This window comes from Pseudocitrobacter sp. CD920760 (assembly GCF_057782505.1).
Window position 1 is genome coordinate 2,306,919 of record NZ_CM173490.1, and the last position, 25,590, is coordinate 2,332,508.

At 51.4% G+C, this 25,590-nt stretch carries 36 protein-coding genes; 9 read left to right on the forward strand and 27 right to left on the reverse strand.

Features of this window, described 5'->3' with window-relative positions; genetic code table 11:
- Positions 1-39: 39 nt before the first annotated feature.
- From chbC to chbG, 5 genes are all read left to right on the forward strand, one after another.
- Positions 40-1,398 (forward strand): PTS N,N'-diacetylchitobiose transporter subunit IIC, encoded by a 1,359-nt coding sequence (chbC, locus tag AC1MKH_RS10710; RefSeq protein ID WP_276223368.1) that lies wholly within the window; start codon positions 40-42, stop codon positions 1,396-1,398.
- Positions 1,399-1,446: 48 nt separating this feature from the next.
- Positions 1,447-1,794, forward strand: a complete 348-nt coding sequence (gene chbA, locus AC1MKH_RS10715; protein WP_276223366.1) for a PTS N,N'-diacetylchitobiose transporter subunit IIA — start codon at positions 1,447-1,449, stop codon at positions 1,792-1,794.
- Between the two features lie 27 nt (positions 1,795-1,821).
- Entirely contained in the window at positions 1,822-2,646 is an 825-nt protein-coding gene (gene chbR / locus AC1MKH_RS10720; RefSeq protein WP_149464579.1) for a transcriptional regulator ChbR, read from the forward strand.
- Positions 2,647-2,757: 111 nt separating this feature from the next.
- Complete coding sequence (locus tag AC1MKH_RS10725) at positions 2,758-4,104, forward strand: 6-phospho-beta-glucosidase (protein WP_276223364.1); 1,347 nt, start codon at positions 2,758-2,760, stop codon at positions 4,102-4,104.
- A gap of 11 nt (positions 4,105-4,115) precedes the next feature.
- Positions 4,116-4,871, forward strand: coding sequence for a chitin disaccharide deacetylase (gene chbG, locus AC1MKH_RS10730; RefSeq protein WP_276223362.1), 756 nt, complete (start codon positions 4,116-4,118; stop codon positions 4,869-4,871).
- A 59-nt stretch (positions 4,872-4,930) separates the two neighbouring features.
- Here chbG and katE read toward each other — a convergent pair whose 3' ends face one another.
- The gene (gene katE / locus AC1MKH_RS10735) at positions 4,931-7,189 is read right to left on the reverse strand and encodes a catalase HPII (RefSeq protein WP_276223360.1); all 2,259 of its coding nucleotides are present in this window, start codon (positions 7,187-7,189) and stop codon (positions 4,931-4,933) included.
- Between the two features lie 219 nt (positions 7,190-7,408).
- Here katE and cedA point away from each other — a divergent pair, with 219 nt between their 5' ends.
- A complete protein-coding gene (gene cedA / locus AC1MKH_RS10740) occupies positions 7,409-7,651 on the forward strand; it encodes a cell division activator CedA (RefSeq protein ID WP_276223357.1) in 243 nt (80 codons plus the stop codon).
- Positions 7,652-7,715: 64 nt separating this feature from the next.
- On the opposite strand, the gene AC1MKH_RS10745 is transcribed toward cedA, so the two are convergent.
- From AC1MKH_RS10745 to hxpB, 4 genes are all read right to left on the reverse strand, one after another.
- The gene (locus AC1MKH_RS10745; protein ID WP_015964744.1) at positions 7,716-9,107 is read right to left on the reverse strand and encodes an L-cystine transporter; all 1,392 of its coding nucleotides are present in this window, start codon (positions 9,105-9,107) and stop codon (positions 7,716-7,718) included.
- A 131-nt stretch (positions 9,108-9,238) separates the two neighbouring features.
- Positions 9,239-9,829, reverse strand: a complete 591-nt coding sequence (locus AC1MKH_RS10750) for a metal-dependent hydrolase (protein ID WP_231827526.1) — start codon at positions 9,827-9,829, stop codon at positions 9,239-9,241.
- Between the two features lie 90 nt (positions 9,830-9,919).
- The gene (gene kduD / locus AC1MKH_RS10755) at positions 9,920-10,681 is read right to left on the reverse strand and encodes a 2-dehydro-3-deoxy-D-gluconate 5-dehydrogenase KduD (RefSeq protein WP_276223353.1); all 762 of its coding nucleotides are present in this window, start codon (positions 10,679-10,681) and stop codon (positions 9,920-9,922) included.
- Between the two features lie 153 nt (positions 10,682-10,834).
- Positions 10,835-11,503 carry a hexitol phosphatase HxpB gene (gene hxpB / locus AC1MKH_RS10760; RefSeq protein ID WP_276223351.1) on the reverse strand — a complete coding sequence of 223 codons (669 nt, stop codon included), beginning with the start codon at positions 11,501-11,503 and terminating at the stop codon, positions 10,835-10,837.
- A 145-nt stretch (positions 11,504-11,648) separates the two neighbouring features.
- On the opposite strand from hxpB, the gene AC1MKH_RS10765 reads away from it, so the two are divergent.
- Positions 11,649-12,185 (forward strand): YniB family protein, encoded by a 537-nt coding sequence (locus AC1MKH_RS10765; RefSeq protein ID WP_149464588.1) that lies wholly within the window; start codon positions 11,649-11,651, stop codon positions 12,183-12,185.
- 36 nt (positions 12,186-12,221) lie between these two features.
- On the opposite strand, the gene yciA is transcribed toward AC1MKH_RS10765, so the two are convergent.
- A complete protein-coding gene (gene yciA / locus AC1MKH_RS10770) occupies positions 12,222-12,620 on the reverse strand; it encodes an acyl-CoA thioester hydrolase YciA (protein WP_015964739.1) in 399 nt (132 codons plus the stop codon).
- 589 nt (positions 12,621-13,209) lie between these two features.
- Here yciA and AC1MKH_RS10775 point away from each other — a divergent pair.
- Positions 13,210-14,391: a tyrosine-type recombinase/integrase gene (locus AC1MKH_RS10775; protein WP_327621978.1), complete on the forward strand. Its 1,182-nt coding sequence runs from the start codon at positions 13,210-13,212 to the stop codon at positions 14,389-14,391.
- Here AC1MKH_RS10775 and AC1MKH_RS10780 read toward each other — a convergent pair.
- The 18 genes from AC1MKH_RS10780 to AC1MKH_RS10865 form a co-directional block, all read right to left on the reverse strand.
- Positions 14,372-14,587 (reverse strand): helix-turn-helix transcriptional regulator, encoded by a 216-nt coding sequence (locus tag AC1MKH_RS10780; protein ID WP_001514144.1) that lies wholly within the window; start codon positions 14,585-14,587, stop codon positions 14,372-14,374. The genes AC1MKH_RS10775 and AC1MKH_RS10780 overlap by 20 nt on opposite strands.
- 98 nt (positions 14,588-14,685) lie before the next feature.
- Complete coding sequence (locus AC1MKH_RS10785; RefSeq protein ID WP_327621977.1) at positions 14,686-15,228, reverse strand: hypothetical protein; 543 nt, start codon at positions 15,226-15,228, stop codon at positions 14,686-14,688.
- Positions 15,229-15,236: 8 nt separating this feature from the next.
- Positions 15,237-15,476, reverse strand: coding sequence for a DUF4222 domain-containing protein (locus AC1MKH_RS10790; protein WP_327621976.1), 240 nt, complete (start codon positions 15,474-15,476; stop codon positions 15,237-15,239).
- On the reverse strand, positions 15,439-16,152 hold the full coding sequence (locus AC1MKH_RS10795; protein WP_327621975.1) for a DNA cytosine methyltransferase: 714 nt from the start codon (positions 16,150-16,152) through the stop codon (positions 15,439-15,441). The genes AC1MKH_RS10790 and AC1MKH_RS10795 overlap by 38 nt, the downstream gene beginning before the upstream one ends.
- Positions 16,152-16,373 (reverse strand): TraR/DksA family transcriptional regulator, encoded by a 222-nt coding sequence (locus tag AC1MKH_RS10800; protein WP_327621974.1) that lies wholly within the window; start codon positions 16,371-16,373, stop codon positions 16,152-16,154. Before AC1MKH_RS10800 ends, AC1MKH_RS10795 begins: the two co-directional genes overlap by 1 nt.
- A 91-nt stretch (positions 16,374-16,464) precedes the next feature.
- Positions 16,465-16,656, reverse strand: coding sequence for a DUF1382 family protein (locus tag AC1MKH_RS10805; RefSeq protein WP_042889502.1), 192 nt, complete (start codon positions 16,654-16,656; stop codon positions 16,465-16,467).
- The gene (locus tag AC1MKH_RS10810) at positions 16,653-16,949 is read right to left on the reverse strand and encodes a DUF4406 domain-containing protein (RefSeq protein WP_327621973.1); all 297 of its coding nucleotides are present in this window, start codon (positions 16,947-16,949) and stop codon (positions 16,653-16,655) included. Before AC1MKH_RS10810 ends, AC1MKH_RS10805 begins: the two co-directional genes overlap by 4 nt.
- A complete protein-coding gene (locus AC1MKH_RS10815; protein WP_327621972.1) occupies positions 16,946-17,164 on the reverse strand; it encodes a hypothetical protein in 219 nt (72 codons plus the stop codon). Before AC1MKH_RS10815 ends, AC1MKH_RS10810 begins: the two co-directional genes overlap by 4 nt.
- Positions 17,161-17,754, reverse strand: coding sequence for an MT-A70 family methyltransferase (locus AC1MKH_RS10820; protein ID WP_327621971.1), 594 nt, complete (start codon positions 17,752-17,754; stop codon positions 17,161-17,163). Before AC1MKH_RS10820 ends, AC1MKH_RS10815 begins: the two co-directional genes overlap by 4 nt.
- Positions 17,751-18,179 carry a regulator gene (locus AC1MKH_RS10825; protein WP_327621970.1) on the reverse strand — a complete coding sequence of 143 codons (429 nt, stop codon included), beginning with the start codon at positions 18,177-18,179 and terminating at the stop codon, positions 17,751-17,753. Before AC1MKH_RS10825 ends, AC1MKH_RS10820 begins: the two co-directional genes overlap by 4 nt.
- Positions 18,176-18,856 (reverse strand): lambda exonuclease family protein, encoded by a 681-nt coding sequence (locus AC1MKH_RS10830; RefSeq protein ID WP_125093399.1) that lies wholly within the window; start codon positions 18,854-18,856, stop codon positions 18,176-18,178. The genes AC1MKH_RS10825 and AC1MKH_RS10830 overlap by 4 nt, the downstream gene beginning before the upstream one ends.
- Positions 18,853-19,779, reverse strand: a complete 927-nt coding sequence (locus AC1MKH_RS10835) for a recombinase RecT (RefSeq protein ID WP_276224353.1) — start codon at positions 19,777-19,779, stop codon at positions 18,853-18,855. Before AC1MKH_RS10835 ends, AC1MKH_RS10830 begins: the two co-directional genes overlap by 4 nt.
- Positions 19,779-20,075, reverse strand: a complete 297-nt coding sequence (locus tag AC1MKH_RS10840) for a host-nuclease inhibitor Gam family protein (RefSeq protein WP_276224355.1) — start codon at positions 20,073-20,075, stop codon at positions 19,779-19,781. The genes AC1MKH_RS10835 and AC1MKH_RS10840 overlap by 1 nt, the downstream gene beginning before the upstream one ends.
- A 7-nt stretch (positions 20,076-20,082) precedes the next feature.
- Positions 20,083-21,054 carry a hypothetical protein gene (locus tag AC1MKH_RS10845; protein ID WP_327621969.1) on the reverse strand — a complete coding sequence of 324 codons (972 nt, stop codon included), beginning with the start codon at positions 21,052-21,054 and terminating at the stop codon, positions 20,083-20,085.
- 70 nt (positions 21,055-21,124) lie between these two features.
- A complete protein-coding gene (locus AC1MKH_RS10850) occupies positions 21,125-21,427 on the reverse strand; it encodes a hypothetical protein (RefSeq protein WP_327621968.1) in 303 nt (100 codons plus the stop codon).
- The gene (locus AC1MKH_RS10855) at positions 21,411-21,587 is read right to left on the reverse strand and encodes a host cell division inhibitory peptide Kil (RefSeq protein ID WP_327621967.1); all 177 of its coding nucleotides are present in this window, start codon (positions 21,585-21,587) and stop codon (positions 21,411-21,413) included. Before AC1MKH_RS10855 ends, AC1MKH_RS10850 begins: the two co-directional genes overlap by 17 nt.
- Positions 21,584-22,093, reverse strand: a complete 510-nt coding sequence (locus AC1MKH_RS10860; RefSeq protein WP_327621966.1) for a hypothetical protein — start codon at positions 22,091-22,093, stop codon at positions 21,584-21,586. The genes AC1MKH_RS10855 and AC1MKH_RS10860 overlap by 4 nt, the downstream gene beginning before the upstream one ends.
- A 146-nt stretch (positions 22,094-22,239) precedes the next feature.
- Entirely contained in the window at positions 22,240-22,782 is a 543-nt protein-coding gene (locus tag AC1MKH_RS10865) for a hypothetical protein (protein ID WP_327621965.1), read from the reverse strand.
- A gap of 193 nt (positions 22,783-22,975) precedes the next feature.
- On the opposite strand from AC1MKH_RS10865, the gene AC1MKH_RS10870 reads away from it, so the two are divergent.
- Complete coding sequence (locus AC1MKH_RS10870; RefSeq protein ID WP_327621964.1) at positions 22,976-23,386, forward strand: hypothetical protein; 411 nt, start codon at positions 22,976-22,978, stop codon at positions 23,384-23,386.
- An 811-nt stretch (positions 23,387-24,197) separates the two neighbouring features.
- Here AC1MKH_RS10870 and AC1MKH_RS10875 read toward each other — a convergent pair.
- From AC1MKH_RS10875 to AC1MKH_RS10885, 3 genes are all read right to left on the reverse strand, one after another.
- Positions 24,198-24,578, reverse strand: a complete 381-nt coding sequence (locus AC1MKH_RS10875) for a hypothetical protein (RefSeq protein WP_327621963.1) — start codon at positions 24,576-24,578, stop codon at positions 24,198-24,200.
- A gap of 102 nt (positions 24,579-24,680) precedes the next feature.
- Positions 24,681-25,061, reverse strand: coding sequence for a hypothetical protein (locus AC1MKH_RS10880; RefSeq protein ID WP_327621962.1), 381 nt, complete (start codon positions 25,059-25,061; stop codon positions 24,681-24,683).
- Positions 25,058-25,585, reverse strand: coding sequence for a type II toxin-antitoxin system MqsA family antitoxin (locus AC1MKH_RS10885; protein ID WP_327621961.1), 528 nt, complete (start codon positions 25,583-25,585; stop codon positions 25,058-25,060). Before AC1MKH_RS10885 ends, AC1MKH_RS10880 begins: the two co-directional genes overlap by 4 nt.
- Positions 25,586-25,590 lie beyond the last annotated feature (5 nt).

The window sequence follows — 25,590 nt, forward strand, 5'->3', positions numbered from 1 at the left end:
CGCCGCGGTATTCGCTGCGGCCTTTAAGGGTATTTTTCTATGAGTAAAGTGATCAGTTCGCTTGAAAAGGTACTCCTTCCTTTTGCTATTAAAATAGGAAAACAGCCTCACGTTAACGCGATTAAAAACGGTTTTATTCGATTAATGCCATTGACCCTTGCGGGTGCGATGTTTGTCTTAATCAATAACGTTTTTCTGAGCTTTGGTGAGGGTTCCTTTTTCTATTCAATGGGCATTCGCCTCGATGCGTCTACCATTGAGAACCTGAATAGCTTTAAGGCCATCGGCGGTAATGTTTACAACGGTACGTTGGGCATTATGTCGCTGATGGCACCTTTCTTTATCGGTATGGCGCTGGCGGAAGAGCGTAAAGTCGATTCGCTGGCGGCTGGCCTGTTATCCGTTGCAGCCTTTATGACCGTAACGCCATACAGCGTGGGTGAAGCCTACGCCGTCGGCGCTAACTGGCTGGGGGGGGCGAACATTATTTCCGGTATTATCATTGGCCTGGTGGTCGCGGAAATGTTCACCTTTATTGTGCACAAAAACTGGGTTATTCGCCTGCCGGATAGCGTGCCTGCCTCCGTATCCCGTTCTTTCTCGGCGGTTATTCCTGGCTTTATCATCCTCTCTATTATGGGGATCATCTCCTGGGCGCTGACGCACTGGAGCACCAACTTCCACCAGGTCATCATGGACGGCATCTCTACACCGCTGGCTTCGATGGGTGCGGTTGTTGGCTGGGCATACGTTATCTTTGTTCCACTGCTGTGGTTCTTCGGTATCCACGGTTCCCTGGCGCTGACCGCGCTGGACAGCGGCATCATGACGCCGTGGGCGCTGGAAAACATCGCGACTTATCAGCAGTACGGCTCTGTTGCCGCGGCGCTGGAAGCCGGTAAATCGTTCCACGTTTGGGCGAAACCGATGCTCGACTCCTACGTCTTCCTGGGCGGTAGTGGTGCGACTCTGGGCCTGATTATCGCTATCTTTATCGCTTCACGTCGCGCAGATTACCGTTCTGTTGCCAAGCTGGCGCTGCCATCAGGCATCTTCCAGATTAACGAACCGATTCTGTTTGGTCTGCCGATTATCATGAACCCGGTCATGCTGATTCCGTTCGTACTGGTTCAGCCAATCCTCGCCGCTATTATGATTATCGCGTACTCACTGGGCATCATTCCGCCGATTACCAATATGGCGCCATGGACCATGCCAACCGGCTTAGGCGCCTTCTTCAGTACCAACGGAAGTATCGCCGCGCTGCTGCTGGCGCTCTTCAACCTGGTTATCGCCACGCTTATCTACATGCCATTTGTCATCGTAGCCAACAAAGCGCAAACGGCCATCGAAGAAGAAGAGACCGAAGAAGACATCGCGAATGCACTGAAATTCTGATGACGTGCGGTAGGGGAAACCTTACCGCCATCACTAAAAGGAAAATGTATGTTTGATCTGGACAATATTACAGCAGAACCTGTGCAGGAAAATGACCTCGAAGAAGTGGTGATGGGCCTGATTATTAACTCCGGGCAGGCGCGTAGCCTCGCTTATATGGCACTGAAACAGGCCAAGCAAGGCGACTTTGCCACCGCCAAAACGACGATGGAGCAATCGCGCATTGCACTGAGCGAAGCGCACCGTGTGCAGACGCAACTCATCGAAAGCGATGAGGGTGAGGGAAAAATGAAGGTGAGCCTGGTATTAGTTCATGCTCAGGATCATCTTATGACCTCAATGTTGGCCCGCGAGCTGGTTGCCGAATTGATCGAGCTTCACGAGAAGGTACAATAGGTTATCCGTATTATGAGGCAGCCTAAGATGATGACCATGGAAATTAACACCGCACGAGAACAGCAACTGTTTGATGGCCGGAATTTTCATGTCTTTATCTACAATAAAACGGAGAGCGTAAGCGGCCTGCATCAGCATGATTACTATGAGTTCACACTGGTGCTCACGGGCCGCTACTACCAGGAGATTAACGGTAAGCGCGTCCTGCTGGAACGTGGCGACTTTGTCTTCATCCCGTTGGGGTCACATCATCAGAGCTTCTACGAGTTTGGTGCGACGCGTATCCTCAACGTCGGAATCAGCAAAGATTTCTTCGCCACGCACTATCAGCCGCTGTTGCCATTTTGTCTGGTGGCGTCGCAGGTTTACTCTGTTAAAAGTACTTTTCTCAGCTATATCGAGTCGGTTATTGCTTCGCTACATTTTCGCGAGACTGAATTCGATGAATTTATTGAAGTGGTGGCTTTTTATGTGATTAACCGTCTGCGTCATCATCGTGAAGATCAAGCTCAGGATGTTACACCGCAGTGGTTAAAAACAACCGTCGAAGCCATGCACGATAAAATGAAGTTCGGTGAAGGTGCGCTGGAAAATATGGTTGCGCTCTCCGGGAAGTCTCAGGAGTATTTAACGCGTGCGACCCAGCGCTACTATGGCAAAACACCCATGCAGATTATTAATGATATCCGCATCAACTTTGCCATGAAACAACTGGAAATTACGAACTACTCCGTCACCGATATTGCGTATGAGTCCGGGTACAGCAGCCCAAGTTTGTTTATTAAAACATTCAAAAAGCTGACTTCGTTTACCCCGAGCAATTATCGCAAACGACTGACGGTCATTAAGTAAAATAATTCACGCACTACGGTATTATCCGTAGTAATGCGACAGCAAATTTAATATCCGCGCTGAATGTGGAGGGTTGACTGCATTTAGCGGGTGGATCACGAGGGAGAAAGTATGAGCCAGAAATTAAAAGTTGTAACCATCGGCGGCGGCAGCAGCTATACACCAGAATTACTGGAAGGTTTTCTCAAACGTTACCATGAATTGCCGGTAAGCGAATTGTGGCTGGTTGATGTTGAAGGCGGTAAAGAGAAGCTGGATATCATTCATGCGCTGTGTGAGCGGATGGTGGAGAAAGCAGGCGTACCGATGAAAGTCTTCAAAACACTCGACCGTCGTGACGCGCTGCGTGATGCCGACTTCGTGACCACCCAGCTGCGTGTTGGCCAACTGAAAGCGCGTGAAAAAGATGAGCGTATTCCGCTGAGCCACGGCTACCTCGGTCAGGAAACGAACGGCGCAGGCGGCTTGTTCAAAGGTCTGCGTACCATTCCGGTTATTTTTGACATTATTAAAGATGTCCAGGAACTGTGCCCGAATGCGTGGGTGATTAACTTCACTAACCCGGCCGGGATGGTCACCGAAGCGGTATACCGTCACACCAATTTCAAACGCTTTATCGGCGTGTGTAACATTCCGATTGGCATGAAAATGTTTATTACCGATGTGTTGAATCTTTCCGAAAAGGACGATCTTTCTATCGATCTCTTTGGCCTGAACCACATGGTGTTTATCCGAGATGTGCTGGTGAATGGCAAATCGCGTTTTGCTGAGCTGATTGATGGTGTCGCTTCCGGTACCCTGACGGCCAACTCGGTGAAAAATATCTTCGACCTGCCGTTCAGCGAAGGGTTGATTCGTTCTCTGAACCTGATTCCATGCTCTTACCTGCTTTACTATTTCAAAACCAAAGAGATGCTGGCGATTGAAATGGGCGAGTACTACAAGGGCGGTGCGCGTGCGCAGGTGGTGCAGAAGGTTGAAAAGCAGCTGTTCGAGCTGTACAAGAACCCGGACCTCAACGTCAAACCGAAAGAGCTGGAGCAGCGCGGCGGGGCGTATTACTCCGATGCCGCATGCGAAGTGATCAACGCTATCTACAATGATAAGCAGGCTGAGCACTACGTTAACTTCCCGCACAACGGCCACGTGGATAACATCCCGGCAGACTGGGCGGTTGAAATGACGGCGATTCTGGGCCGCGATGGGGCGAAACCGCACCCACGCCTGACGCACTTTGATGACAAAGTGCTGGGGCTTATCCATACCATTAAAGCCTTTGAAATTCAGGCAAGCCATGCGGCACTGAGTGGGGACATTAACGACGTCGAGCTGGCGATGAACTTAAGCCCGCTGATCGGCTCCGACAAAGACGCGGAGATCCTCGCGCGCGAAATGATCCTCGCGCACGAAGAGTGGTTGCCGAACTTTGCCGCCACGGTGGAGAAGCTGAAAAAGTGACAGGAGGTACGATGGAACGACTGCTGATCGTCAATGCTGATGACTTCGGCCTGAGCAAAGGGCAGAACTACGGCATTATCGATGCCTGTAAAAATGGACTGGTGACCTCGACCACCGCACTGGTGAACGGCGCGGAGATTGACCATGCGGCTCAACTGAGCCGCCGTACGCCGGAGCTGGCCGTCGGGATGCACTTTGTCCTGACGCTGGGCGAACCGCTTTCTGAGATGCCAGGGCTGACCCGTGAAGGCAAACTGGGGAAATGGATCTGGCAGATGGCGGAAAACGATACGCTGCCGCTGGACGAAATTGCGCATGAGCTGGCGTGCCAGTTCGATCGTTTCGTCGCCATTTTCGATACTGCGCCAACGCATATTGATAGCCATCACCATGTGCATATGATCCCGCAGATCTACCCGCTGGTGGCGAAGTTTGCTTTAGAGAAGGGCGTGGCGCTGCGTATTGACCGCTCTCTTCCGCAGGCAGAGGGCGCACCGGATGATGTACGCAGTAGCGCTGGATTCAGCAGTGAGTTCTATGGTGATGAGATTTCCGAAGCGTTATTCCTGCAGGTACTGGATAAATCTGTGCAACGCGATGAACCCTCAGTTGAGGTGATGTGCCACCCGGCGTTTGTTGATCAGACAATCATGGGCAGCGCTTACTGCTACCCAAGACTGGCTGAGCTGGATGTCCTCACTTCGCCATCGCTGAAATATGCCATTGCGGAACGTGGTTATCGTCTCGGCACCTATCGCGACGTCTGATTCTGCGAGTTGAGAGAATGTTGTGCTTTTCGCCCGGTCATCCGTCACCGGGCTTTTTTTTATGCCGGTATCGCCGCCGTTTTCCCTGCACGTGACCAAACGCGGTGCGCTGCGACCAGACGGAGCAAATCTTCCACGCTTGATTTGGCAATCGTATCGCCTTCAACAATACCTTCTTCGCCCTGGCTATCGACGTTTAGCAGGCCTTTAAACTGACGCGCATCGCCCGCCAGCAGGATTGGCTTAAGATGTTTGTAGGCTTCCAGCAGATAGTATTGTGCGTCGCCACTTTTGAGCAGATCGCTGAGATCGCCGCCAGGCACTACCACCGCATCCACCGTCAGCGAAGGCGAACCGGCAAACGTACCGGCGATAGGCAGTTTTGAACCATCATCGGCGGTCACTTCCCCCATACGCGAATAGAGCAGTTTGGCATGCACGCCTTGTGCTTTTAGCCCTTTCAGAAGTGTCAGCACGTCAGCAGACGCAGTCTCCTGATTAAGCAGAACCGCCACCACACGTCCTTTTACGCCGCCACCGGGGATAGCATACAGGCTGAGGGTGGGATCTTTATCCAGACCGTTCACACCGGCAGGAGGTTGTCGGTTCTGCTGCTCGTCGCTGAGAGTAATGCCTAAATTTTCCGCGACGGCCTGCGCGAGGCGAATATCGACGCTGACAAGTTGATCAACGACGCGTTCACGGATCCACTCGCGTGCGACTTTGCTGAGTTCGAAACTAAAGGCATCAATAATATGCTGCTGCTCAATGGGCGTCTGACTGTTCCAGAAGAGGCGTGGCTGAGCGTAATACTCGCCAAAGTATGGGCTACGCTCGCGCACTTTATGCCCGTCAACACGCTCCTGATACGATTCGAAACCGCCACGTTTTGGCCCCGGTGGCGTTTCACGCGGCCAGTTATCGTTGATTGAGTTTGGCTCGTAGTTTGCCGGATTGTTGTCAATATCCTGACGATGCATGCCATCGCGCTGGAAATTGTGATACGGGCAGGTTGGGCGGTTGATGGGGATCTCGTGGAAGTTTGGCCCGCCAAGACGGCTGATCTGCGTATCGGTGTAAGAGAACAGACGCCCCTGGAGCAGGGGATCGTTGCTGAAATCCAGGCCGGGAACAATATGCCCTGGGTGGAACGCGGCCTGTTCATTCTCGGCGAAGAAGTTATCCGGATTGCGGTTAAGCACCATTTTCCCGACGAGCTGCACCGGGACCAGCTCTTCGGGAATAAGCTTGGTGGGGTCGAGCAGGTCGAAGTCGAATTTGAATTCATCCTCTTCCGGGATCAATTGCAGCCCCAGTTCATATTCCGGGTAATCGCCAGCTTCGATGGCTTCCCACAGATCGCGGCGGTGGAAGTCGGGATCGCGGCCCGTAAGTTTCTGCGATTCATCCCACAGCAGAGACGCTTTTCCGGCAACGGGCTTCCAGTGGAAACGTACAAACGTCGCTTTACCCTCGGCATTGATTAAACGGAAGGTATGAATGCCAAAGCCTTCCATGGTGCGATAGCTTCGGGGGATCCCTCGGTCCGACATCGCCCAGAACACATTGTGCAGCGTTTCCGGTTGCAGCGAGACATAGTCCCAGAAGGTATCATGCGCGCTTTGTCCCTGCGGCATCGCCGAATGGGGCTCGGGCTTCACGGCATGCACGAAATCGGGGAATTTCAATGCATCCTGAATAAAGAAGATAGGCGTGTTATTGCCAACCAGGTCAAAAACACCCTCATCGGTATAGAACTTGGTGGCAAAGCCACGGATATCGCGCACGGTGTCAGCAGAACCCGCACCACCTTGTACGGTTGAGAAACGCACGAAAACGGGCGTGATTTTCTCCTTTGAGGAGAGGAAGTCCGCTTTCGTGACATCACTCAGGCTTTTATAAGGCTGAAAATAACCGTGCGCCGCCGAGCCACGGGCGTGGACGATGCGCTCTGGAATGCGTTCATGGTCGAAGTGGGTGATTTTCTCGCGCAGAATAAAATCTTCCAGCAGCGTAGGGCCACGGCTCCCGGCACGCAGAGAATTCTGGTCATCAGCAATACGAACGCCCTGATTAGTGGTCAGCGGGAAGTTTTCACCGCCTTTACGGTGCTTATCAAGCGCTTTAAGTTTCTCATTGCTGTTTTTTGGCGCTTTCAGACTTCCCGGCGCGGTAGGTTCTTCGCCTGGAGCGGTAGGTTTTGGCGTCGGTCGCCAGGAACCGTCCGCAGGCGCCAGGGAATCCAGTCCGGGTTTTGATTCGCTGGAATCGTGGACCGGTGATTGATGGGTTTTGGGTTTATTGTGTTGATCCGACATGCTCATCTCCTGTTTTCATTACTGAAAATTGGCCGATTTTGCGGCAAAACCCCTCTAACTATAGAGCAATATCATGTTTTATCAGGAACTCAGGCTGTTGTTGTGCGGGTAAAAGCGCCATTCCGCCGCCAGAAAACCACGTAAGGCGCGACGGGGCGGGGATAAATCGGCTATTATAGAATTTTCCTGTTTTTGCCCGAGTGATTGAAATAACCGTTTATGAAACCGCTTCGCCAACAAAACCGACAGGTCATCAGCTACATTCCCCGAACCGAACCCGCTCCTCCCGATCACGCTACCAAGGTGGACGGCTATCGTGACGTGTGGCTGCTGCGCGGGAAATATGTGGCGTTTGTGCTGATGGGCAGTGCATTCCGGCGTTCGCAGGCGTTTAGCGTACCGGAGTCTGCACAGCGTTGGGCGGTGCAGATGAAGCAGGAAGGGGATATGAGCGATGAGTGATCGTTAATGCTGAATACAAAAAAACCGCTGATTTATCAGCGGTTTTTTTGTGCCTGAAAGGTCATTAACGATGCGCCAGTTCCGCATCATCCTCACTGTTCAGAATTTCTTTGTCCGTCTGGCGCAGCCATTGGCTGGTCAGGGTACCGGCTGTCATGGAGCCACTTACGTTCAGTGCGGTACGACCCATGTCGATCAGCGGCTCAACGGAAATCAACAGCGCGACCAGCGTGACAGGCAAGCCCATTGCCGGCAGCACAATCAGCGCAGCGAAGGTTGCACCGCCGCCGACGCCTGCCACACCCGCAGAACTCACGGTGACGATACCGACCAGAGTGGCAATCCACAGCGGATCGAGCGGGTTGATGCCAACGGTTGGCGCAACCATAACGGCGAGCATTGCCGGGTAAAGACCCGCACAGCCGTTCTGACCGATCGTCGCGCCGAAAGAGGCGGAGAAGCTGGCGATAGATTCTGGTACACCCAGACGGCGCGTTTGTGCTTCCACGTTCAGCGGGATGGATGCGGCGCTGGAACGGCTGGTGAAGGCGAAAGTGATAACCGGCCACACTTTACGGAAGTATTTCAGCGGGCTGACGCCGTTCACGCCCAGCAACAGACCGTGTACGGCGAACATGATTGCCAGACCGATGTAAGAGGCAACCACGAAGCTGCCGAGTTTGATGATGTCCTGCAGGTTAGAACCGGCCACGACTTTGGTCATCAGCGCCAGCACGCCGTATGGCGTCAGTTGCATGACCAGGCGAACCAGTTTCATCACCCAGCTTTGCAGCGTGTCGATTGCCGCGATAACGCGCAGGCCTTTCGGTTCATCATCTTTCAGCAGTTTCAGCGCCGCAACACCCAGGAACGCGGCGAAGATGACGATGCTGATGATAGAGGTTGGGTTCGCGCCGGTCAGATCGGCAAACGGATTTTTTGGCACGAAGGAGAGCAACAGCTGCGGCACGTTCAGGTCAGCAACCTTGCCAGCATAGTTGCTGTGAATGGCATCGAGGCGCGCGGTTTCAGCAGTACCCTGGACCAAACCTTCCGCCGTCAGGCCAAACAAATTGGTGACCAGTACACCGACCAGTGCCGCAATCAGCGTAGTGAACAGCAGCGTACCGATGGTCAGGAAGCTGATTTTACCCAGTTGTGACGCATTATGCAGACGGGCTACGGCGCTCAGAATCGAGGCGAAAACCAGCGGCATCACGATCATTTGTAGCAGTTGCACGTAGCCGTTACCGACGACATTGAACCACTGAATAGAATCTTTAAGAATCTGGCTGTCGGAACCATAGATAAATTGTAGCGCGAGGCCAAACACGACCCCCATCACCAGACCGACCAGTACTTTTTTTGCCAGACTCCACTGTTTGTGACGCGTTTGCGCCAGCAGCAACAGCAGTGCCGCGAACACGATAACGTTCGCGATTAATGGAAAGTTCATCCCCGTTCTCCTGATTTCATTATATAGCCAGCCTCACCGGGCTGGTCAGATGTGAAAAGGGTAACAGAACTGGGAATCGTCGCTTATATCCAAATGGAATGGATTATGACAAAAGTGATAGTTTTGTGCGGTTATTGTTCGATCTGGTGATTTATAAAGCGATTGAAGGTCATTTGCAGAGAATTAATCATCCCTGAAGACCAGCGTACGGCGCTGTTTTCCGGCAAAGACTGCGGCATCCAGACGGCATAAGCGAACAGCGCCATGCACAGAAAACGTTCCAGTTGATTACCCTTTTGTGGCGCGAGTATCGGCAAACGAAAACGCCAGCGGCATGGCCATAACAGCGGCACACCCGCAGGGGTGAGCATGTCGGCCAGGATATGGCTGAGGTAGCCCAGTACCATTCCCTGAAGCGCGTCGGCGGGAACAAACCAGCTGTCCGGCACTTTAAGATAGAAAACCGTGAGCAGGGCGAAAACGGCCAGTAAACTGTGGGTGAATCCGCGATGGCCAAATGCGCGGGCCACAGGTTTCGACAGCCAGCTTAGCCGCTGACCCAGAAACGATTTCGGGTGATCGATATCCGGTAGCAGGCAGGTCAGCACCGCTGACGGCACAATATGCCACCAGTCGCCTTGCGCCAGCACAGGCGTAAGCTCGGCATTTTTAGCAAATACCGCACAGGCGATGGAAAAGAGCAGGTGGCCTTCCGCCGTCATGATAAAACCCGATAAAACTGTCAATTCATACAGTATAGGGTTTTTATACAGTAGGCGGAAGAGGTTACGGTGTAACTCTTTGTTAAAAAATTAACGCGCCAGCCAGCCGCCATCCACTGCCAGCGTGTAGCCGTTGATATAGTCAGACGCGGAAGACGCGAGGAATACTGCCGGACCTTTTAAATCTTCAGGCGAACCCCAGCGCCCGGCGGGAATACGGTCGAGAATTTCTTTGCTGCGTTCAGCATCATCACGCAGTTGCTGCGTATTGTTGGTCGCCATATAACCCGGCGCAATCGCGTTAACGTTGATGTTATGCTGCGCCCATTCGTTAGCCAGCAGACGCGTAATGCCCAGCACGCCGCTTTTAGACGCGGTATAAGACGGTACGCGGATCCCGCCCTGGAAGGAGAGCATCGAGGCAATATTAATAATTTTCCCGCCTCCGCCCTGATGCAGAAACTGTTTCGCCACCGCCTGAGACAGGAAAAATACCGACTTCAGATTCAGGTTAATCACGTCATCCCAGTTCTTTTCGCTAAAAGAGAGCGCATCTTCCCGACGGATGGTTCCGGCGTTGTTTACCAGAATATCAATGTGGCCCATCGCCGCGACCGCCTTCGTCACGATATCCGTAATCGCATCCTGACGGCTGAGGTCCGCCTGAATAGCGGTGAACCGGCGTCCGAGGGCCTGTACTTTGGCGGATGTTTCTTCGGGTATTTTGCGGCTGACGCTAATGATATCGCAGCCCGCTTCCGCGAGCCCCAAAGCCATTCCTTGTCCCAAACCCGTATCGCACCCGGTGACAAGCGCAACTTTACCGTTCAGGTTGAAGGCGTTCAGTATCATAGTGACCTCTGTATGCTGTTATTGTCGTTATGGCTGATCCACACGACAAGCATAGAAGGGCGTGATGAAAAACTCAAACTAAAATGAAACGATGTTTCAATAATTTGACGGGCGTTGGATTTGCGGACAACCAGACGTTGCCCGCGAAAGGTGTTAACCGCGAAGATCGCTCAGCGTTAAATCGGCTAAGGAGTGCAGTTTCACGTTGGCCAGCACGAAGCGAGGATCGTTTTGTCCTTCCTCTGCGGGCACCACTACCGAGCGCATACGCGCGGCTTTGCTGGCAATCATGCCATTGACTGAATCTTCCAGCGCCACGCAGGTGAGCGGATCGACGCCCAGTTTCGCGGCGCAGTCGAGGTAAACCTGCGGATGCGGCTTGCTGTAGGGCAGTTTTTCCGCCGATGCCAGCGCGTCGAACTGGTCGCGCAGCTCAAACATAGTCAGCACTTTTTCCAGCATATGCAGCGGAGAGGCCGACGCGAGTCCGACCTTCAGGCCGCTTGCTTTGCACAGGGCGACGGCTTCACGCACACCCGGCAGCAGCGGGCGGGTTTCTTCCACCAGACTGATAGCGCGTTCGATGATGCGCGCAGTGACATCTTGACGGCTCGGCCCGTTCCATGGCTGCTGGGCAAACCACAGATCCACCACCATATCGATGCGCAGACCCAGGGTATCCGGCAGTTCGTTGCGGCGGGAAATATCAACGCCAAGGCTCGCAATGACCTCCAGTTCGGCACGATCCCACAGTGGCTCGGAATCGATCAGTAATCCATCCATATCAAAAATAGCGGCGAGTATCTGGCGCTCTGCTGACATAACAACCTCTCTGTTGAGTAACTTAGGCGATGAATGCCGTTTAATATGGTATATCATATCGCGCGTAAAGTCGGGAAAAATGGCTGCCAGCAGGTAGACTGATAGGATATAGCCTGACAAAAAGACGTCTGAACAAGGGGAACCCATGACGTATCAACAAGCGGGACGCATCGCGATTCTCAAACGTATTTTAGGCTGGGTGATTTTCATTCCTGCGCTCATTTCAACGCTAATCTCGGTACTGAAATTTATGTACGATCACAGCGAAAAGCAGCCGGGCATCGATGCGGTGATGATGGATTTCGCGCACGTGATGATCGAGATGATGCGTTTCAACACGCCGTTCCTGAATTTCTTCTGGTATAACTCGCCGACGCCAAATTTCCAGCAGGGGCTGAACGTGATGTTCTGGGTGATTTTCGCGCTGGTCTTCATTGCGCTGGCCTTGCAGGACTCTGGCGCGCGCATGAGTCGCCAGGCGAAGTTTCTGCGTGAAGGCGTTAACGATCAAATGATCCTGGAAAAAGCGAAGGGCGAAGAGGGAATGACGCGCGAGGCGCTGGAAGCGAAAATTAAGGTGCCGCATAACACCATCTTCCTGCAAATTTTTCCGCTTTATATCCTGCCGATTGTGGTTATTGTGATTGGTTACTTCTTCTTTAAAGTACTCGGTTTTATCTAACGTTTTTTGGCGCCCGGTGAATGGCCGGGCGTCGTCTTAGTCGGCAGGGATCGCGCGCGGCTTGCCGGAAGGATCAACCGCCACATAGATAAACAGCGCTTCAGTGGCTTTATAACGCTGGCCAATCGGCTCAGACGACACCTTCTTAACCCACACTTCAATATTCACCGTAATCGACGTATTGCCTTTTTTTACACAGCGCGCATAGCAGCAGACAACATCGCCCACGGCGACTGGACGCAGGAAAGTCATGCCGTCAACCCGTACGGTGACCACACGGCCATGAGCAATCTCTTTTGCCAGAATTGCGCCGCCAATATCCATTTGTGACATTAACCAGCCGCCGAAGATGTCTCCGTTGGCGTTGGTATCCGCTGGCATGGCGAGCGTGCGTAAAACCAGTTCACCCTGCGGGGCGTCATTTTTCAGTGTCATTATAATCCCTGTGCTTATTCAAAAGACGTCGGGCGGGATGCTACTACGAAATGGGCAAGGAGAATAGTGAAACGCGCGTCAGACGGGGCTCACGGGAGAAAAAACGTGCAATCTTAAGATAGTACATCGTGCTGAAGCCCGGGAAAATATTGGCAATTTCCGGTGATAAAAATGCAGGTGAGACTAAACTAAAATTGTAGCAATAGTCTGGGCGGGAGATTGAACATGTATACGCCACTCGTCGCTATTATTTTTATCCTCCTGACTGCGCAGGCGCTCATTGAGATGGGTGTTATTCATCAATGAATTGCCTCAAGGGTTCCCCGGTGATGACAATAAAAAAGGCACACAATAAATGCTGTGTGCCTGTTTGTGTGTCCGGAAGAAGACGGTGTTACTTGTCTTCCTGAAGAATACGTTTTTGCTTTGTTTCAGTTAACGGTGTTTTATTGCAGTTTATTTTTACCACCCCTGAACCGCATCACGTCTGCCTTTCTTATTTATAATGTTTGAACGTGTTTTATTAATGGTGATTGCAATTTACCAGATTTGTGTACACTAGTGCGTACATTGCTTAGGAGTGTACACGGTGCTCACTGATACCAAATTGCGAAAGGCGCTTGGAAAGCGCAGGGAGAAGGTCGAAGTTCTCTCAGACTCAAACGGCCTCAATGTAAGGTTAAGCATAACGGGTGGCGTAACTTTCTTCTACCGTTATCGGTGGCAAAGCAAACCAGTGCAGTTGAGCATTGGTGATTACCCGGCGGTTTCTCTTTCTCAGGCACGTGACCGTAGGCAGCAATTTAGAACCTGGCTAAGTGAGGGTTTTGACCCTCGCCAGAAAGTGCTGGTCGAAAAAACCGAAAGACTTGAAGCATTGACCGTTGATGATGCATATGAGTACTGGGTTAACCATTACTGTATCCCTGAAGGGATAGTCAAGATTGATGCGAATGGTAAAAGCTTCAACAAACACATCAGCCCGCGCATCGGTAAGGCCATTGTTGATCAAACCTCGAAAGCGAACTGGCTGGAGGTGTTCGACAAAATGGGCAGGACAGTTATTGCCGGTGAAATGCTTTCCCTTACCAAGCGAGCTCTTCGGTTCTGCCACAACAGGGGCGTAATTAAAAACAACCCTCTGGAGTCGCTCAGACGTTCCGATGTGGGGTTGGCTTCCAAAATGAAAGAGAGGAGACTGGCAGACGATGAGATAAAAATTGTCTGGGATGCCTTATTCTCAATGCCACCGTCACAGCAACTTGTTATCCGGTTTATGCTTCTTACTGGCTGCCGCGCCGCAGAGATCAGAAAATCAAAGTGGGAATGGTTTGATTTGAACGATAAGACATGGACCGTACCGGCTGAAGATTATAAGACCGGACGTACCATAAGGCGCGCTCTTCCCGACGTGGCGATCCGTTTATTGAAAGAGCATAAGAGGGGATCCGCAACTAAGCATGTTTTAACACCTGCTCAGTTCAGGGATAAAGAGGATGTACCACCAGGCCAGACGCTGGTATCAACGTATTCAGCCCAGGTGATAAGAAAGACGGGAATGAAGGAGTGGTCACTGCATGACCTGCGTAGGACCGTGGCAACCCGGTTATCAGAACTTGGTGCGCCACCGCATGTCATTGAAAAACTGTTGGGCCATCAAATGTCAGGAGTGATGGCCAGATACAACCTTCATGACTATATGGGCGATCAGCATGAGTGGTTAACTATCTGGCAGCATCACCTGCAGGACATTATTGGTTATCCGCTTTAGAAGCATTGACCTGATCTTCCCATGATGCGATCTCAGATTCCCGCCAGCGCTTAGGGTTGCCGGGAATCGTTGGTTTAGGGAAGGGGCAGGTGAAGCTCGAAGGCATGCGCGCCGGTGTACTCCAAAAGTACAGCGTACTCCGGGAAATTTTGTATCGAGCCAGGATGTCACTGGTAAACAAGATGCCGTCATTCATTATTCTTTACTCCAGGCAAAAAAACGCCCGGGCGAGCCGGGCAAAATGTGGGTTGGTTACATCCGATAACCGACTCAGTGAATCGGCTATCAGTTGTGTCATTCGAGTTCTTTAAGCAGCGATAGATAATCGACAACCACTGCGCCAAGTTTGGAATAATCACTGCCGGATGATTTCATGAACCCATCAATCAGGCCGTCAACTGTTTCTATCAATGCTGCACGTTTCTTTTCCTCCTCTGTAATTGCAGGGCGAAAGCTAAGAGTTTTATGTCTATATGCGTCAACGTCATCAATTCTGTAGTCGTGCAGAACCACTACTTCTCCGCACATATACTCAACTCTGAATGGAGTCCAAACCCGACTATCATCACCGTCAAAGTGAACTTCCACTTCTGTGCCTGGTGGAATAGGAAATTGTCCATTCCATGGCTTTTTGTGTCCGGAAATTGCAACTTCATATTGAGATTTGGTAACCGTTTCATCTCCATAAGTGACAGAGATGAATTCATTGCTTTCTTTACTCCATCGCCAAGAAGTAACGAGTTCGTTTCCTGCCAGAGGCAGGTCTGCACTATCGATTGGTTTTGGCCAGCCTCCAGTAGATGGGAGCTTCGCCACTAATTTTTCTAAAAGAGTCATATTCTTCCTTACGCCGCGCGCTTGGCGCGGAGCGATTTAATGTGCTCACTCGTCTCCAGTTCGGCGCGTATCTGTGCCGCCTCACGGTGATCGAGGTGCTCAAAGTCATTGTTGAATCGGTCGATTGAGGCGGTGTTGATCCGGCCCTGTCGCCAGTAGCGGACTATCTGTGATGTGCTGCTGTGAACTATGACGGGCCAACCCGCTGAGTCAGCGTATATCTGACCCCGTTGAATTAGCTGGAACATTGGCTGAGTCCAGGTGATGGTTAGCGTCAAAAACTGCCCTGGCAAATCCGCGAGGGGTGAGTGAGCGGAGTTGTTTAGTCCTGGCGCTATTACCGCCTAATGACTTCCAGCCCCAAAAGCAGCCGATGTTTATCGGTCCCGGTCTTTTCTCTGGCATAACAAATCCGCCTCCAGCCCAAATGCACGTTTTCTTTGTGTAGCCATCACAAGCAGGCATTTTCGGATGATAGGAGCCCTCATCTCGATGTAGGTATGCCCCGTATTCGTGTGGGTTAAAGTAATAGTCCGGCTTTCGCCAGTGGGTCGACATTTTCCCTACCGGATTCTCCACCATCCACGCCGCGCCGTACTCCTCTGCCATTTTCTCTACCATCTGCGCATGCTCCACTGATGCGAGTGACGTGTGCCCCTCGTGCTTTGCGCCTGATACGGCTAAATCAGTGCAATCTGGGAAGGCGAAAATCATTTGTGGCTTGGGTATTTCAGTCAACTCTGGCTTATATGGGAAATTCTGGCTAATCCAGCAATTAACGTAGCGCAGTTTTTCATGCTGCATTTTGACGTGATAAGCGCCGTGGTTTCCCTCGTCTGCGTTAAAGCAGTAAACACTGTGCCCCGCCTCTGCCCACGGAAGGCCCATAATTCCAGAGCCATCAAATAGCGACCAGATAACCATTACCCACCCCTCTGCTTATTCCGTAACTCGACAATCTTAAGGCATACCACGCACATCGTGCATCCCGGATACGCTTTCCGGCGCTCATCACTAAGCTGATCGCCGCATTCCTCACAGTGCGTTGCTGATACTGCTGAGTGGTTGAGTCTGTGAGCGGCTACCGCCATTTCTATTCGCTGCTGAGTTAGCTCGCTTGCAGCATCAAGGGTATCTGGTGTCATAGTCAGTGCTCCATGAACTGTCGGTTAATTCGGTTGAAGGTGAATGCCAGCAATAAAAAAGGCCGCTTTAGCGACCTGGTTATTAGTGCCTTCATGCTGCACCGCCTTCATTCTTCTCGGCTTCGACTGCCATCTGCTCAAGCCGTCGTGAAAGCTCGGCGGCCAGCGTCTGGAACTCTTCCTCTGTCGCCACCGGGATCGGCACGAAGCGAATCCCGATGTGCGCCAGGTGGTTGGCAATTTCGAGGCTTTTCCTCAAATCAACGGGTGCGGCTCGGTTCATGCGGCGCGTTCCTCTTCCTGGAAGATAATTTCCATTTCAAGCTTCTCGGCCAACGCATTCTCCGCTCGGGCACCAGCGGAGTGCTCCCAGCCTTCAAGCATGTAGATAGCATCAGCACAGCGAAGCATAGACAGGCAGATGTCCATGTACTCGGCCTGGGTTAATCCATCTGGTAGACGGGTGGGATTCAGAACAATATGACCTTTCGACCAGAGATGAAAATGCGCATGGTTAAAAGCGGCGCGGTTAAAATTAGGTAGGCCGCTCATTGGCCCGGCGATGTAAATATTCATGATTCCACTCCGTACCGACCGTTCATGCGGCCGATGCTGCTAACGAATGCCACCAGGCTGATACCCAGCGGCGCAATTTTGGCGTGATGCTTCTTGAGTATCGGCGGCACTACTGCATTCCATTTCGGCTTAGGCCTGTATTTCAGTGCCTGCTGAATCTCTGCTACACACTTACGTCCCTGTGAGCGGACTACGTTGTCTTGCTCTGGTGTCATGCGGCCTCCGTTCTAACTACGTCAATTGCACAGCCTGGAAGTAGCTGAACCGCCTGGCCGTCACACTGATTTCCCCACACATCGAAACCGTGAGATGACTGGCGGGCAAACAACTCAATTCGCGGTACGTCGCCAAGTAACTGCACCAGTTTTTCGCGGATGACGTCCGGCTTTCGTGAGTTCTCCAGCCTGTGTGCTGTCACGTGCTGGCAGATTGAGGCATCCATCCGTTCCGGCAATTTTCCGCGCACCGCAAACAGGCAGTCTTCGCTATTCGCCCGGGTCATGTGTCCCATGCCGAACGCGCTATTGCCTTTGTGCTTATTCGTCTTGTGCCAGGTGAATCCCTTCATTGTCATCAGGCGGAAGCCCCACGCATCCATAACTTTCAGCGCTTCTAGCGGCTGCGTCGGGACCCACCACATAGCTAACAGGCAACTTTCTGCCGACAAATCCCACACTGGTAGACGGCAAATATCCTGCACGCTCATAACCGGGTATTTGAACCCGGAGCCGCGTTCTCCGTCGGCGGCCTTGTCTCGGTATGTCCAGGGTGGGTCTGCATAGATAAGAGAATATTTTCCGCTCATAGCACCGCCTCGAATTCGTCAATGTAGAGATTGGCCTTTATCAACCTGCTGCGTCGTGCAGCTTTATCCATGCACTCCTGGTGGGCCTTTTTAGATGCATGGAGAACAGCACCACGGGTACAAAGGCGCGTCTTTCCTTTTGGTATAACCACTTTGGCTTGGGTTACTAAGTTGAATTGTCGATCGACAATTCCCGATTCAGTAACCCAGGTAGGAGACGCTTCAAGGCGGGCAACTTTGCCGGTACCACGCGTGAGGTTCTTTGCGGAGCGGTTGAACTCGATGAGTGTTACGCCAAAAGAGGCGGCTATCTCAGAACCGGTAACCGGGCGGCCGCGCGTCTGAATCATCCAGATAACGCGTTCACGGAGGCCGGAGAATTGCCCGGTGCGCCCGGGCCTGCGGTAGAAGGGTGTGCGTTTCATTTCCACTGTTCCCCGAACGTGAATCCGATTTCCGCCAGCGCCTCGTCCATCTTCTCGATGAACTCCGGCACCATTTCGTTGAAATCGGTCATGTACTGCGGATCCCGCTCAACGACGACATGGTGAATGCCTTCTCGCTTCATTCGCGGGTCGTAGTTGGCAAAGAACCAGGCGTCTTTTCCGGTTACCCACATGCTGTACTGCACCTGGGCCATGTACTCGGACTTAATGGCTTCGAAACCGCCGAGGCGGAATTTCATGAAATCGCGGGAGGTGAACGGACATTTCAATTCGAGGCCGAAATTGTTACTGCAAAGGCCGTCAGGGGAGCACGCGGTGCGCATGCTCTCGTCACGGAACAGGATCGGAGACTCCGTGACTTTCACGTCGGTGGTGAACTCGAAGAGGGTACGAGCGTCTTCCTCGTACTGCTTTCCCCAGGCCAGCGCCTTGGCGTTAACCTCCGGTGCCACGCCGGTACATACCTCGGCGAGCAGGGTGTGGAAGTAGGACATCTTCATGCCCGTCCATTTGGTACCGGATCGCGGTTTTGAGATGACGTTGTGCACTTCAGAGGCGGTGATTACGCCGAGGCGCAGCCGGTGCCAGGCCTCGTCGCCCTGTTGTATAGTGGTTACGTCGATGCCAGTCCGCGCCAGGATAATTTCTGGTGTCATGCTGCCGCCTTCTGTTTGAGGAAGCCGAGAGCTTTCACAGCTTCGATTTGGGTCAGTTCCGTTGATTCGCGAATATCACGACGGAAGATTTTGGAACAAAGAGGAAGCAGGTCGTCATCCCACGTCTTATTCATCGTGATAAGCACGTCGTTAATTTCAGTGATGATCTCGCTATCCGCTGGAGTTACGTCGCGTTCAGGTTGGCGCTCTGCCGCGAAGTTGATACCTTCCTCGCCTTCGGTGTTAACGTGGTCGATAGCGGCATCCAGACGCTCACGGCGCGGCCAGTACTTGGCTGCTTGCTTCACGACCGTCTTGAGGATCATTTGCTCTTCGTCAGTTACCCACGGGCATGATGTGCCTTTGTTCTTGTAGGCTTTCCACGCTTCTGAACGATCACGAATCGTGTATATATCGGCGATGCGCATCGTATGAGTGAGGTAATCACCATCGTCAGTCTTGATAACGACATAAGCACCGACGATGTCGCCGCGCTGTTCCGTTGTGTCGAAATCGTTGTAGATATGTACTGGAGGCTTATCCAGGCCTTCACGTCTGAACTGGTCATTCTTGCGGACGATTGCTGACTGGCACCACTTAATCGCGCCAGATTGCTGGGCAATGTGCATTAGGCCCATGTAGCTTATATCGAGGCAGATTGAGCCTTTACGCGGCACCAGATAAGCCAGCTTCTGCGCCGGGTTCAGTGAGATGCCGATCCCGGCAACATTCATTACCGCGCTGCGTGTACTTACCGGGTTAGCTACAGCAACCTTCGCCAGATAGTCATTGTTAGCGAAGATCTGCATCGCGAACTCTGATTCGCGTTTGAAGTTGATTGAAGGCTCAGAGCAGACCTGCTCAAAGTCAGCTTTTAGTGGGTTAACCAGGCCAAAGACCTGGTCGATAAGTTGAGTCGCCATCATTGCTCCTCTTCGACATTGATTTGATGCCGTGCGACAACCTCAGACAGGTAACGCATAAACTCAGCCGAACGATCCTGAAACTCGACGTCGTCGTCGAATGCTCGGCTAATTGCCTGTTTGCTGGCACCGCGACGCAGCAGGTTATCCACGCAAAGCGACTCCAGGAGATGCGCCGGCAATCCTTTCTCCAGATCGTCAGCCAGCCCTGCCTCTTTCTCTTCCCGAGCAAGTTGCTGGTAATGACGAGTCCAGTCCTGAGCTTCAATCCGTTCGTTGGCGAGAAATGCGTTCATGGGAACCTCAGTATTGAATTTTGGTGTGCGGCACCAGGCCATCCTTTAAAACGGTAAGGACCTGAATTGCCTGTTCACGGGTAAGGTTGGTGTGAGCGGTGAGGGCGTTAACAATTTCGGCGCCGACTGTTTTGCGATGCTTAACATCGGCCTCACGTTTTGCAGCCTCATCGGCGATGCGCCTCTCTTCGTCCAGGCGTTTCTCTTCTGCCTGTTTTGCCTTGAGACGTTCAGCTTCCACTGCCGCAGCTTTTTCGCGCTCTGCCCGTGCTTCCGCCTCCTGCTTCTCACGTGCTGCACGCTGCTCCGATTCAATTCGCTGGCGCTCCGCAGCTTCAGCGCGAGCTTTCTCCTCAGCTTCACGGCGCGCTGCGGCTTCAATCTCTGCTTTATGTCTCTCTTCGGCTTCGCGCTTGGCTTTGTCAGCTGCTTCCTGCTTCAGTCGCTCGTCACGCTCACGTTGAACCTGTTCCGCCAGGCGGCGCTGCTCTTCGCGGTCACGGTCAAACTTGTCATTCATCAGCAGAGCCATTTCGTGGTCTGCTTCGATTTTCGCGGCTCGCTGGCGGTCAAACTCTTCGTTCATTTCCAGCGCTTCGGCGTGCAGCGCGTTCATGGCTTCTTCTGCCTTAATGCGTTCCTGTTCTGCTTCCCATTCGGTTAGAGGACGGCGGGTCGCATCGCGCAGCTCGTCGCAGGCATCAACGAACCGCTTAATTTCTGCCTCAGCGGGGCGCACAGCCTCTTTCAGGCGCTTCAGGTACTCACGGCCTGGCTTTTCGATTGCCGTCTTGCTGCGAGACACCTGCGCCGCCAGAGAGGCGACACGGTCACGGCCTTTCTTCGTGGACAGGTCCGGCACTTCGTTTACTGCCTGGCGGATTTGCTCGAGATAAGCGTCAAGGCCGCCCGCTACGTAAAGCACTGGCGCTTGCTCCGGATTGATTTCGATGACAGTTAAGTCCGTTACTTCGCTCATGGGTTCTCCTGAAATTTGGATGTGCGTCACCCGGCACCGATTGGCTGCCAGAGAGGAAAGGGGGAATTGGTTATTTGCCTGAAATCATCGATGAAAACGCGTTTGACACTTCCGATTTATAACGAGTAATGTCGTCATCCATATCTTTGAATGGGACGTCTTTTCGTGATTTCTGGAGCGTGTACCCGCAGCGCGCCATATACCAAAGAAAGGTATCAATCACGTAGATATGACCATCGCGTGGATTGCCATTTTCGTCTGCGTTTTTAATGGTGTTATGCATTGCCTTGAACACGTCTTTCTGGTCGTGAAAGTCGCGCATGAAGTGCGGGAGGTATTCACCACTGGTAAGCCATTCAGAAAGCTTGTCCATTTCCACCTCCATGCTGCATCAAATTCCCGAGATACCACGGCATACCAGCCGCTTTCTTCATCTCTTCGTTGGCTTCCATCCACTTAGCGCCGTCGCCGTCCTGACGGGCTGCACGGGCTTTCTGTTGAGCCTGAATGAGTAACTTATGGTTGATTGTCATGATGCCTCCCGGGCTTTGGAATTTGCCGCATTAATGGAGTCAATGTTCATCAGACAGTAGATTGCGCATTCAGCGTCGTAATCACTCAACCCGCCGCTTGCCAGCTTATTAAGGGCAGCGCCAGTTAAGCCGATTTTGAAGCAGATAGAGCCGTGTTTAGGGCCATATCCATAACGATGGTCTTCACGCTGATCGCTCCATTGGGCGTAGTTTTTAGTGCCAAAATAACGCTCGCTCAGGCGGGGAAACCCGGATGCAATGTCGTTAATCGCATCTTCAACACACCCGCGCCGCTCCATGCTTTGCTTCGGGTCTCCGAAATTAACGATCGTCATGCCATGCTGGACCATCTCAACCGTTAGGCCTTTATTGGCCTGGTTGATACCTTCAGACACAGCAATCAACTCCTTGCCTATGCGTGAGCTGTCATCAACAAACTTCGCCTTCAACTGAGCCAGTTCGGCTTCAATTGCCATTTTCTTTTTGGTTAATTCGATAAGAGTCATAATCATCTCCGCGCTTAAGCCGCGCCGCTGAACGTTAACAAAGACTTCTGCGCTAATGGGCGGTGGATGGCCGCCGGTTGTCATAAATGGGCAGACTCGAAAATCTGCCTATGTATGGCCGATAAAAAACCCGCCGTGGCGGGTCTTCAGAAATAGTATTTGTGGTCGTGCATCGCTCGCTCGAGGATTACCTTTGCATCTTCAAAGTTGGCGGATTCAAAAGCCTCTCTTACGGCCTTAGCCAGGCAAGTTGCATCGCTTTCATAGTCGTCAGCTCTGCTTTCCCAGTTTGATGCTTCTTCTTCAGCCTCATAAAGACGATCGCCATACTCGCACTCGAGTTCCTGGCGCACTTCATCACGAAGCTTCTCCTTGATGATCTCGGAGGCTTCTTCAATCGGCATTGTTTCCAGGATCGTCTCTGGCTGATGAGTGCCATATTTCAGTGAGATATCAGTAGCAAACATGCAACCTCCAAAAAAATGCCCGCGCGCTGGCGGGCCAAGAAGACTTTTCCAATCCAACCAGAACAGGATCATCGTCTCCTGTGCGGTTGAGATGGCAGTATTACCATCACCAAGCATCGGCGCCCGGTGCTTGAGGCTGGCTCTGTAGTTACCCGCTGATGCGGGAGAAATGCTTTGGTGATTGGATGGCCGGCGCTGATCTCCGGCTTGCTGAGTTCTCACTCAATCTCATGGTGTCGGCTATGCCGTCTTTACGCTTTCGCACCGTAGCGCATCAGCCTGCTCAATCATCCAATCCCAAAACATTCCAGTTATTGCCGGGGTATTTATCCACGCCCGGCGCGTGGTTTCCTTGCTTTCCACAGACAAAGGAAATTGATAAATTGGTTATTCCACAGACAATTAAGGACTAATCATGGATGTAGGATTAATCATCGCGTCCCTTAAAAACGGACTTGGTGCTCTCTCGACGATCCAGAGCAACGAGGTACTCCGCGAACGCATCGCTTTCATTGGCGAGCAGATTGACGTACTTCAGAAAACCCATGCTGCCACCGTAGAAGAACTTGCCCAAGCGAAGGCCAAATGCGTAGAACTTACGAATGAGGTAGAGCGTTATCGGGCACAGGAGCAATTTGTCCAGCATATGGGAGCGGCCTTTAGAAAAGATACCTCTGGTGGCTATGCAAGGGCGGTTTATTGTCCCAACTGTTTTAAAGCGGTCGGCTCTTTCTTCGACGATTTTACTTACCATTGTGAATCCTGTGGTTGGTCATCTAGTTTTTTGGGAAGAGATCTCGATAGTGTGATGAAAACCCTCCCGTAAAATGTCAGGCGAGGATCACTCCCTCGCCACCTCTCTGTTTGTTTACCGTCAGCCCCTCGCAAAGAGCTATCGGTAAACCTGCACCCAACCCTGTCCGCCGCGAGCCCGGTATGCCATGCCCCCTTGAGGGCTGGAGATAGCGGGGTACTGAGTTATGCGAATCTCTTCGCTCAGCGCCAGGTGCAATTTGCATGTTGTTAATGAGCAGCCTGACCGGAGTCTGGCGCGGCTCGGTTGCCGCATCGCTGTGTTGTTGCGATGGAGTGATATTGTACCAATAGTTCATGTAAGTAAAGTACCAAAAGTACATTATTTTTGAATGTAAAGTTCAAATCAACGTAACAAATTGAACTTTAAGGTAATTTATTTTTATCTTGCATGGTGTTATGCTCAAAAAAACATCAGTGAGGGCATGGTTATGGAATTGGGTATGGATATGGAACGGGATGAGCCAAGGGATTACTGAGGGATGCAGCTGAGTTCGTGAGGAAAGGGCGATAAGGCGATTAAGTGATGGCAAAAAAAAGGCCCGGAGTGGCAACCGGGCTAAAGACAGCACAGAGAGATAGAACTAAATAAATACTAGGTGTTTGAATTTTGTTTAGTAGCCATGGAGAGTAAAACAAGCAATTGAATTGTATGGTTTTATCTGGTCTAAGCGTCATGTCTTAGACAGAAAAAAGCCCGCACGGGAGCGGGCAATGAATACAGATATTTATTTTTTTCAATCTCAGAACGAAGATTATCGGCAGTCTGGGGAAATACTTTAGGAAGTAAATGTCTGGCGCGAAGGTGCGCTTGATATCCTGAATTAGTCAGCCCAGCCTGTTTTTGTGTTGATAGCAGATTCAGCCATCGTGTACTTCTGGACTGTGTCGTCTTTGAAGAGAATGGTCAATTCTTTCTTGGTTCCGTTCGTACCGTTATGGAACAGTCCGTAGAATGGAATGAATGATGTTCCATTTACCTTAACCTTGGCAAATGAGTACTTCCAAATTTCATTGCCGCCGTCAGTGTAAGACACCCCATCCGGGGAGCCAAAGAAAGTTTTCACTTCGGCTTTTGTGGTCTTTCCTTCCTGAATCTTGGTCTGAACGCTGGTTTCAGTTTCGTTCTTAAGTTGCTGGTTGCCTGAAGATGCGCATCCTGCAAGGGTTACAGATAAAGCTACTGCCAGAGCTATTTTTTTCATTTAATGTTTCCTTTGATTACAATCGGAAACATCTTAGCATTATGAATTCACTGGTCAAATAAAAACCCGGCTCAGAGGCCGGGGTGGTTGTCGTGAAGTATTTTAGTCGAACATCAACACAGGGATGTTGATTTTGTCATGACCCGCAAGCTTCAATGTTGCAATTGTAAAGGCCCGAAGGTAAGGGTAGAGCAATTTAGCCGATCCAACTTCAGATATAGTCTCATTAGCTTCTTCTAAGCTCATGTCATCTTCAAAGTTCACTATAGCCACCTGGCAAGCTTTGAAGATGAATTTCTTGTCTTTATGTAACTCAATTGACAATGACAGTTTGAAGTCTCTTTTGTTTTTGTCATTGTAATAAACATTTGATGTTGCATTCATAAAAAACTGCTGACCAGTTTTAGTTGGTTCATCAGTTTGTGCAAGCTCAAAGCTCTCAACCCAGAAATTTTCCAGTTTGAATTTTTTATCTTTACTCAATGAAAATTCTCCACTATATCAGGCTGAGCCGACATGGTTTCTGCACTGCCTGACCATGTGAAAACTGTGCGTTTAACCGTGATGGTGGTAGCTATTGCAGTCAAAGGTGTTACCCCGGCTGCGCTGCATAAATCAGAAAAAACTTGCGGGAACTTGTTTGCCGTTCTGATTAACTTATCCATAGATTCTGATTGAGCAACATCATCATTTTCATATTTTGAAAATGCCTTCGGCCCGCCACCAAAGATGCGTGAGGCATCATCCTGAGATATGCGCCAGCTGGTGCGGATCGCTTTCATTTCATCGCCAGTGAGGAGTCCATCAATGACTTTTTTGAGTCGAATCACAGACCGTTTATTGGCGCGCATTTCTTCTGCATCTACCTGATCAACATGACATATATCACAAACACTGAAAAGGTGAGCATAGCTCTCTGTAAAACCTTTATAGGTGATGCTTTCAATCGTTGATTGACGAGTTAAATGCCCAGATCCGCAGACAGGGCATAATTTTATCATGCTCATGATGG

Coding starts and splice junctions, on each gene's coding strand:
- AC1MKH_RS10875 (WP_327621963.1), bottom strand. CDS start 24,578: ATGAAAAAAATAGCTCTGGCAGTAGCTTTATCTGTAACCCTTGCAGGA.
- cedA (WP_276223357.1), top strand. CDS start 7,409: ATGAAACCGCTTCGCCAACAAAACCGACAGGTCATCAGCTACATTCCC.
- AC1MKH_RS10885 (WP_327621961.1), bottom strand. CDS start 25,585: ATGAGCATGATAAAATTATGCCCTGTCTGCGGATCTGGGCATTTAACT.
- AC1MKH_RS10815 (WP_327621972.1), bottom strand. CDS start 17,164: ATGACACCAGAGCAAGACAACGTAGTCCGCTCACAGGGACGTAAGTGT.
- chbR (WP_149464579.1), top strand. CDS start 1,822: ATGATGACCATGGAAATTAACACCGCACGAGAACAGCAACTGTTTGAT.
- AC1MKH_RS10745 (WP_015964744.1), bottom strand. CDS start 9,107: ATGAACTTTCCATTAATCGCGAACGTTATCGTGTTCGCGGCACTGCTG.
- AC1MKH_RS10785 (WP_327621977.1), bottom strand. CDS start 15,228: ATGACTCTTTTAGAAAAATTAGTGGCGAAGCTCCCATCTACTGGAGGC.
- AC1MKH_RS10810 (WP_327621973.1), bottom strand. CDS start 16,949: ATGAATATTTACATCGCCGGGCCAATGAGCGGCCTACCTAATTTTAAC.
- AC1MKH_RS10860 (WP_327621966.1), bottom strand. CDS start 22,093: ATGACTCTTATCGAATTAACCAAAAAGAAAATGGCAATTGAAGCCGAA.
- kduD (WP_276223353.1), bottom strand. CDS start 10,681: ATGATACTGAACGCCTTCAACCTGAACGGTAAAGTTGCGCTTGTCACC.
- chbC (WP_276223368.1), top strand. CDS start 40: ATGAGTAAAGTGATCAGTTCGCTTGAAAAGGTACTCCTTCCTTTTGCT.
- AC1MKH_RS10820 (WP_327621971.1), bottom strand. CDS start 17,754: ATGAGCGGAAAATATTCTCTTATCTATGCAGACCCACCCTGGACATAC.
- AC1MKH_RS10845 (WP_327621969.1), bottom strand. CDS start 21,054: ATGAGCGAAGTAACGGACTTAACTGTCATCGAAATCAATCCGGAGCAA.
- AC1MKH_RS10855 (WP_327621967.1), bottom strand. CDS start 21,587: ATGACAATCAACCATAAGTTACTCATTCAGGCTCAACAGAAAGCCCGT.
- AC1MKH_RS10840 (WP_276224355.1), bottom strand. CDS start 20,075: ATGAACGCATTTCTCGCCAACGAACGGATTGAAGCTCAGGACTGGACT.
- AC1MKH_RS10765 (WP_149464588.1), top strand. CDS start 11,649: ATGACGTATCAACAAGCGGGACGCATCGCGATTCTCAAACGTATTTTA.
- AC1MKH_RS10795 (WP_327621975.1), bottom strand. CDS start 16,152: ATGGTTATCTGGTCGCTATTTGATGGCTCTGGAATTATGGGCCTTCCG.
- AC1MKH_RS10850 (WP_327621968.1), bottom strand. CDS start 21,427: ATGGACAAGCTTTCTGAATGGCTTACCAGTGGTGAATACCTCCCGCAC.
- AC1MKH_RS10790 (WP_327621976.1), bottom strand. CDS start 15,476: ATGTTCCAGCTAATTCAACGGGGTCAGATATACGCTGACTCAGCGGGT.
- katE (WP_276223360.1), bottom strand. CDS start 7,189: ATGTCGGATCAACACAATAAACCCAAAACCCATCAATCACCGGTCCAC.
- AC1MKH_RS10870 (WP_327621964.1), top strand. CDS start 22,976: ATGGATGTAGGATTAATCATCGCGTCCCTTAAAAACGGACTTGGTGCT.
- yciA (WP_015964739.1), bottom strand. CDS start 12,620: ATGACACTGAAAAATGACGCCCCGCAGGGTGAACTGGTTTTACGCACG.
- AC1MKH_RS10825 (WP_327621970.1), bottom strand. CDS start 18,179: ATGAAACGCACACCCTTCTACCGCAGGCCCGGGCGCACCGGGCAATTC.
- AC1MKH_RS10800 (WP_327621974.1), bottom strand. CDS start 16,373: ATGACACCAGATACCCTTGATGCTGCAAGCGAGCTAACTCAGCAGCGA.
- AC1MKH_RS10725 (WP_276223364.1), top strand. CDS start 2,758: ATGAGCCAGAAATTAAAAGTTGTAACCATCGGCGGCGGCAGCAGCTAT.
- AC1MKH_RS10805 (WP_042889502.1), bottom strand. CDS start 16,656: ATGAACCGAGCCGCACCCGTTGATTTGAGGAAAAGCCTCGAAATTGCC.
- AC1MKH_RS10750 (WP_231827526.1), bottom strand. CDS start 9,829: ATGACGGCGGAAGGCCACCTGCTCTTTTCCATCGCCTGTGCGGTATTT.
- AC1MKH_RS10835 (WP_276224353.1), bottom strand. CDS start 19,779: ATGGCGACTCAACTTATCGACCAGGTCTTTGGCCTGGTTAACCCACTA.
- AC1MKH_RS10780 (WP_001514144.1), bottom strand. CDS start 14,587: ATGAATGACGGCATCTTGTTTACCAGTGACATCCTGGCTCGATACAAA.
- hxpB (WP_276223351.1), bottom strand. CDS start 11,503: ATGTCAGCAGAGCGCCAGATACTCGCCGCTATTTTTGATATGGATGGA.
- chbA (WP_276223366.1), top strand. CDS start 1,447: ATGTTTGATCTGGACAATATTACAGCAGAACCTGTGCAGGAAAATGAC.
- chbG (WP_276223362.1), top strand. CDS start 4,116: ATGGAACGACTGCTGATCGTCAATGCTGATGACTTCGGCCTGAGCAAA.
- AC1MKH_RS10830 (WP_125093399.1), bottom strand. CDS start 18,856: ATGACACCAGAAATTATCCTGGCGCGGACTGGCATCGACGTAACCACT.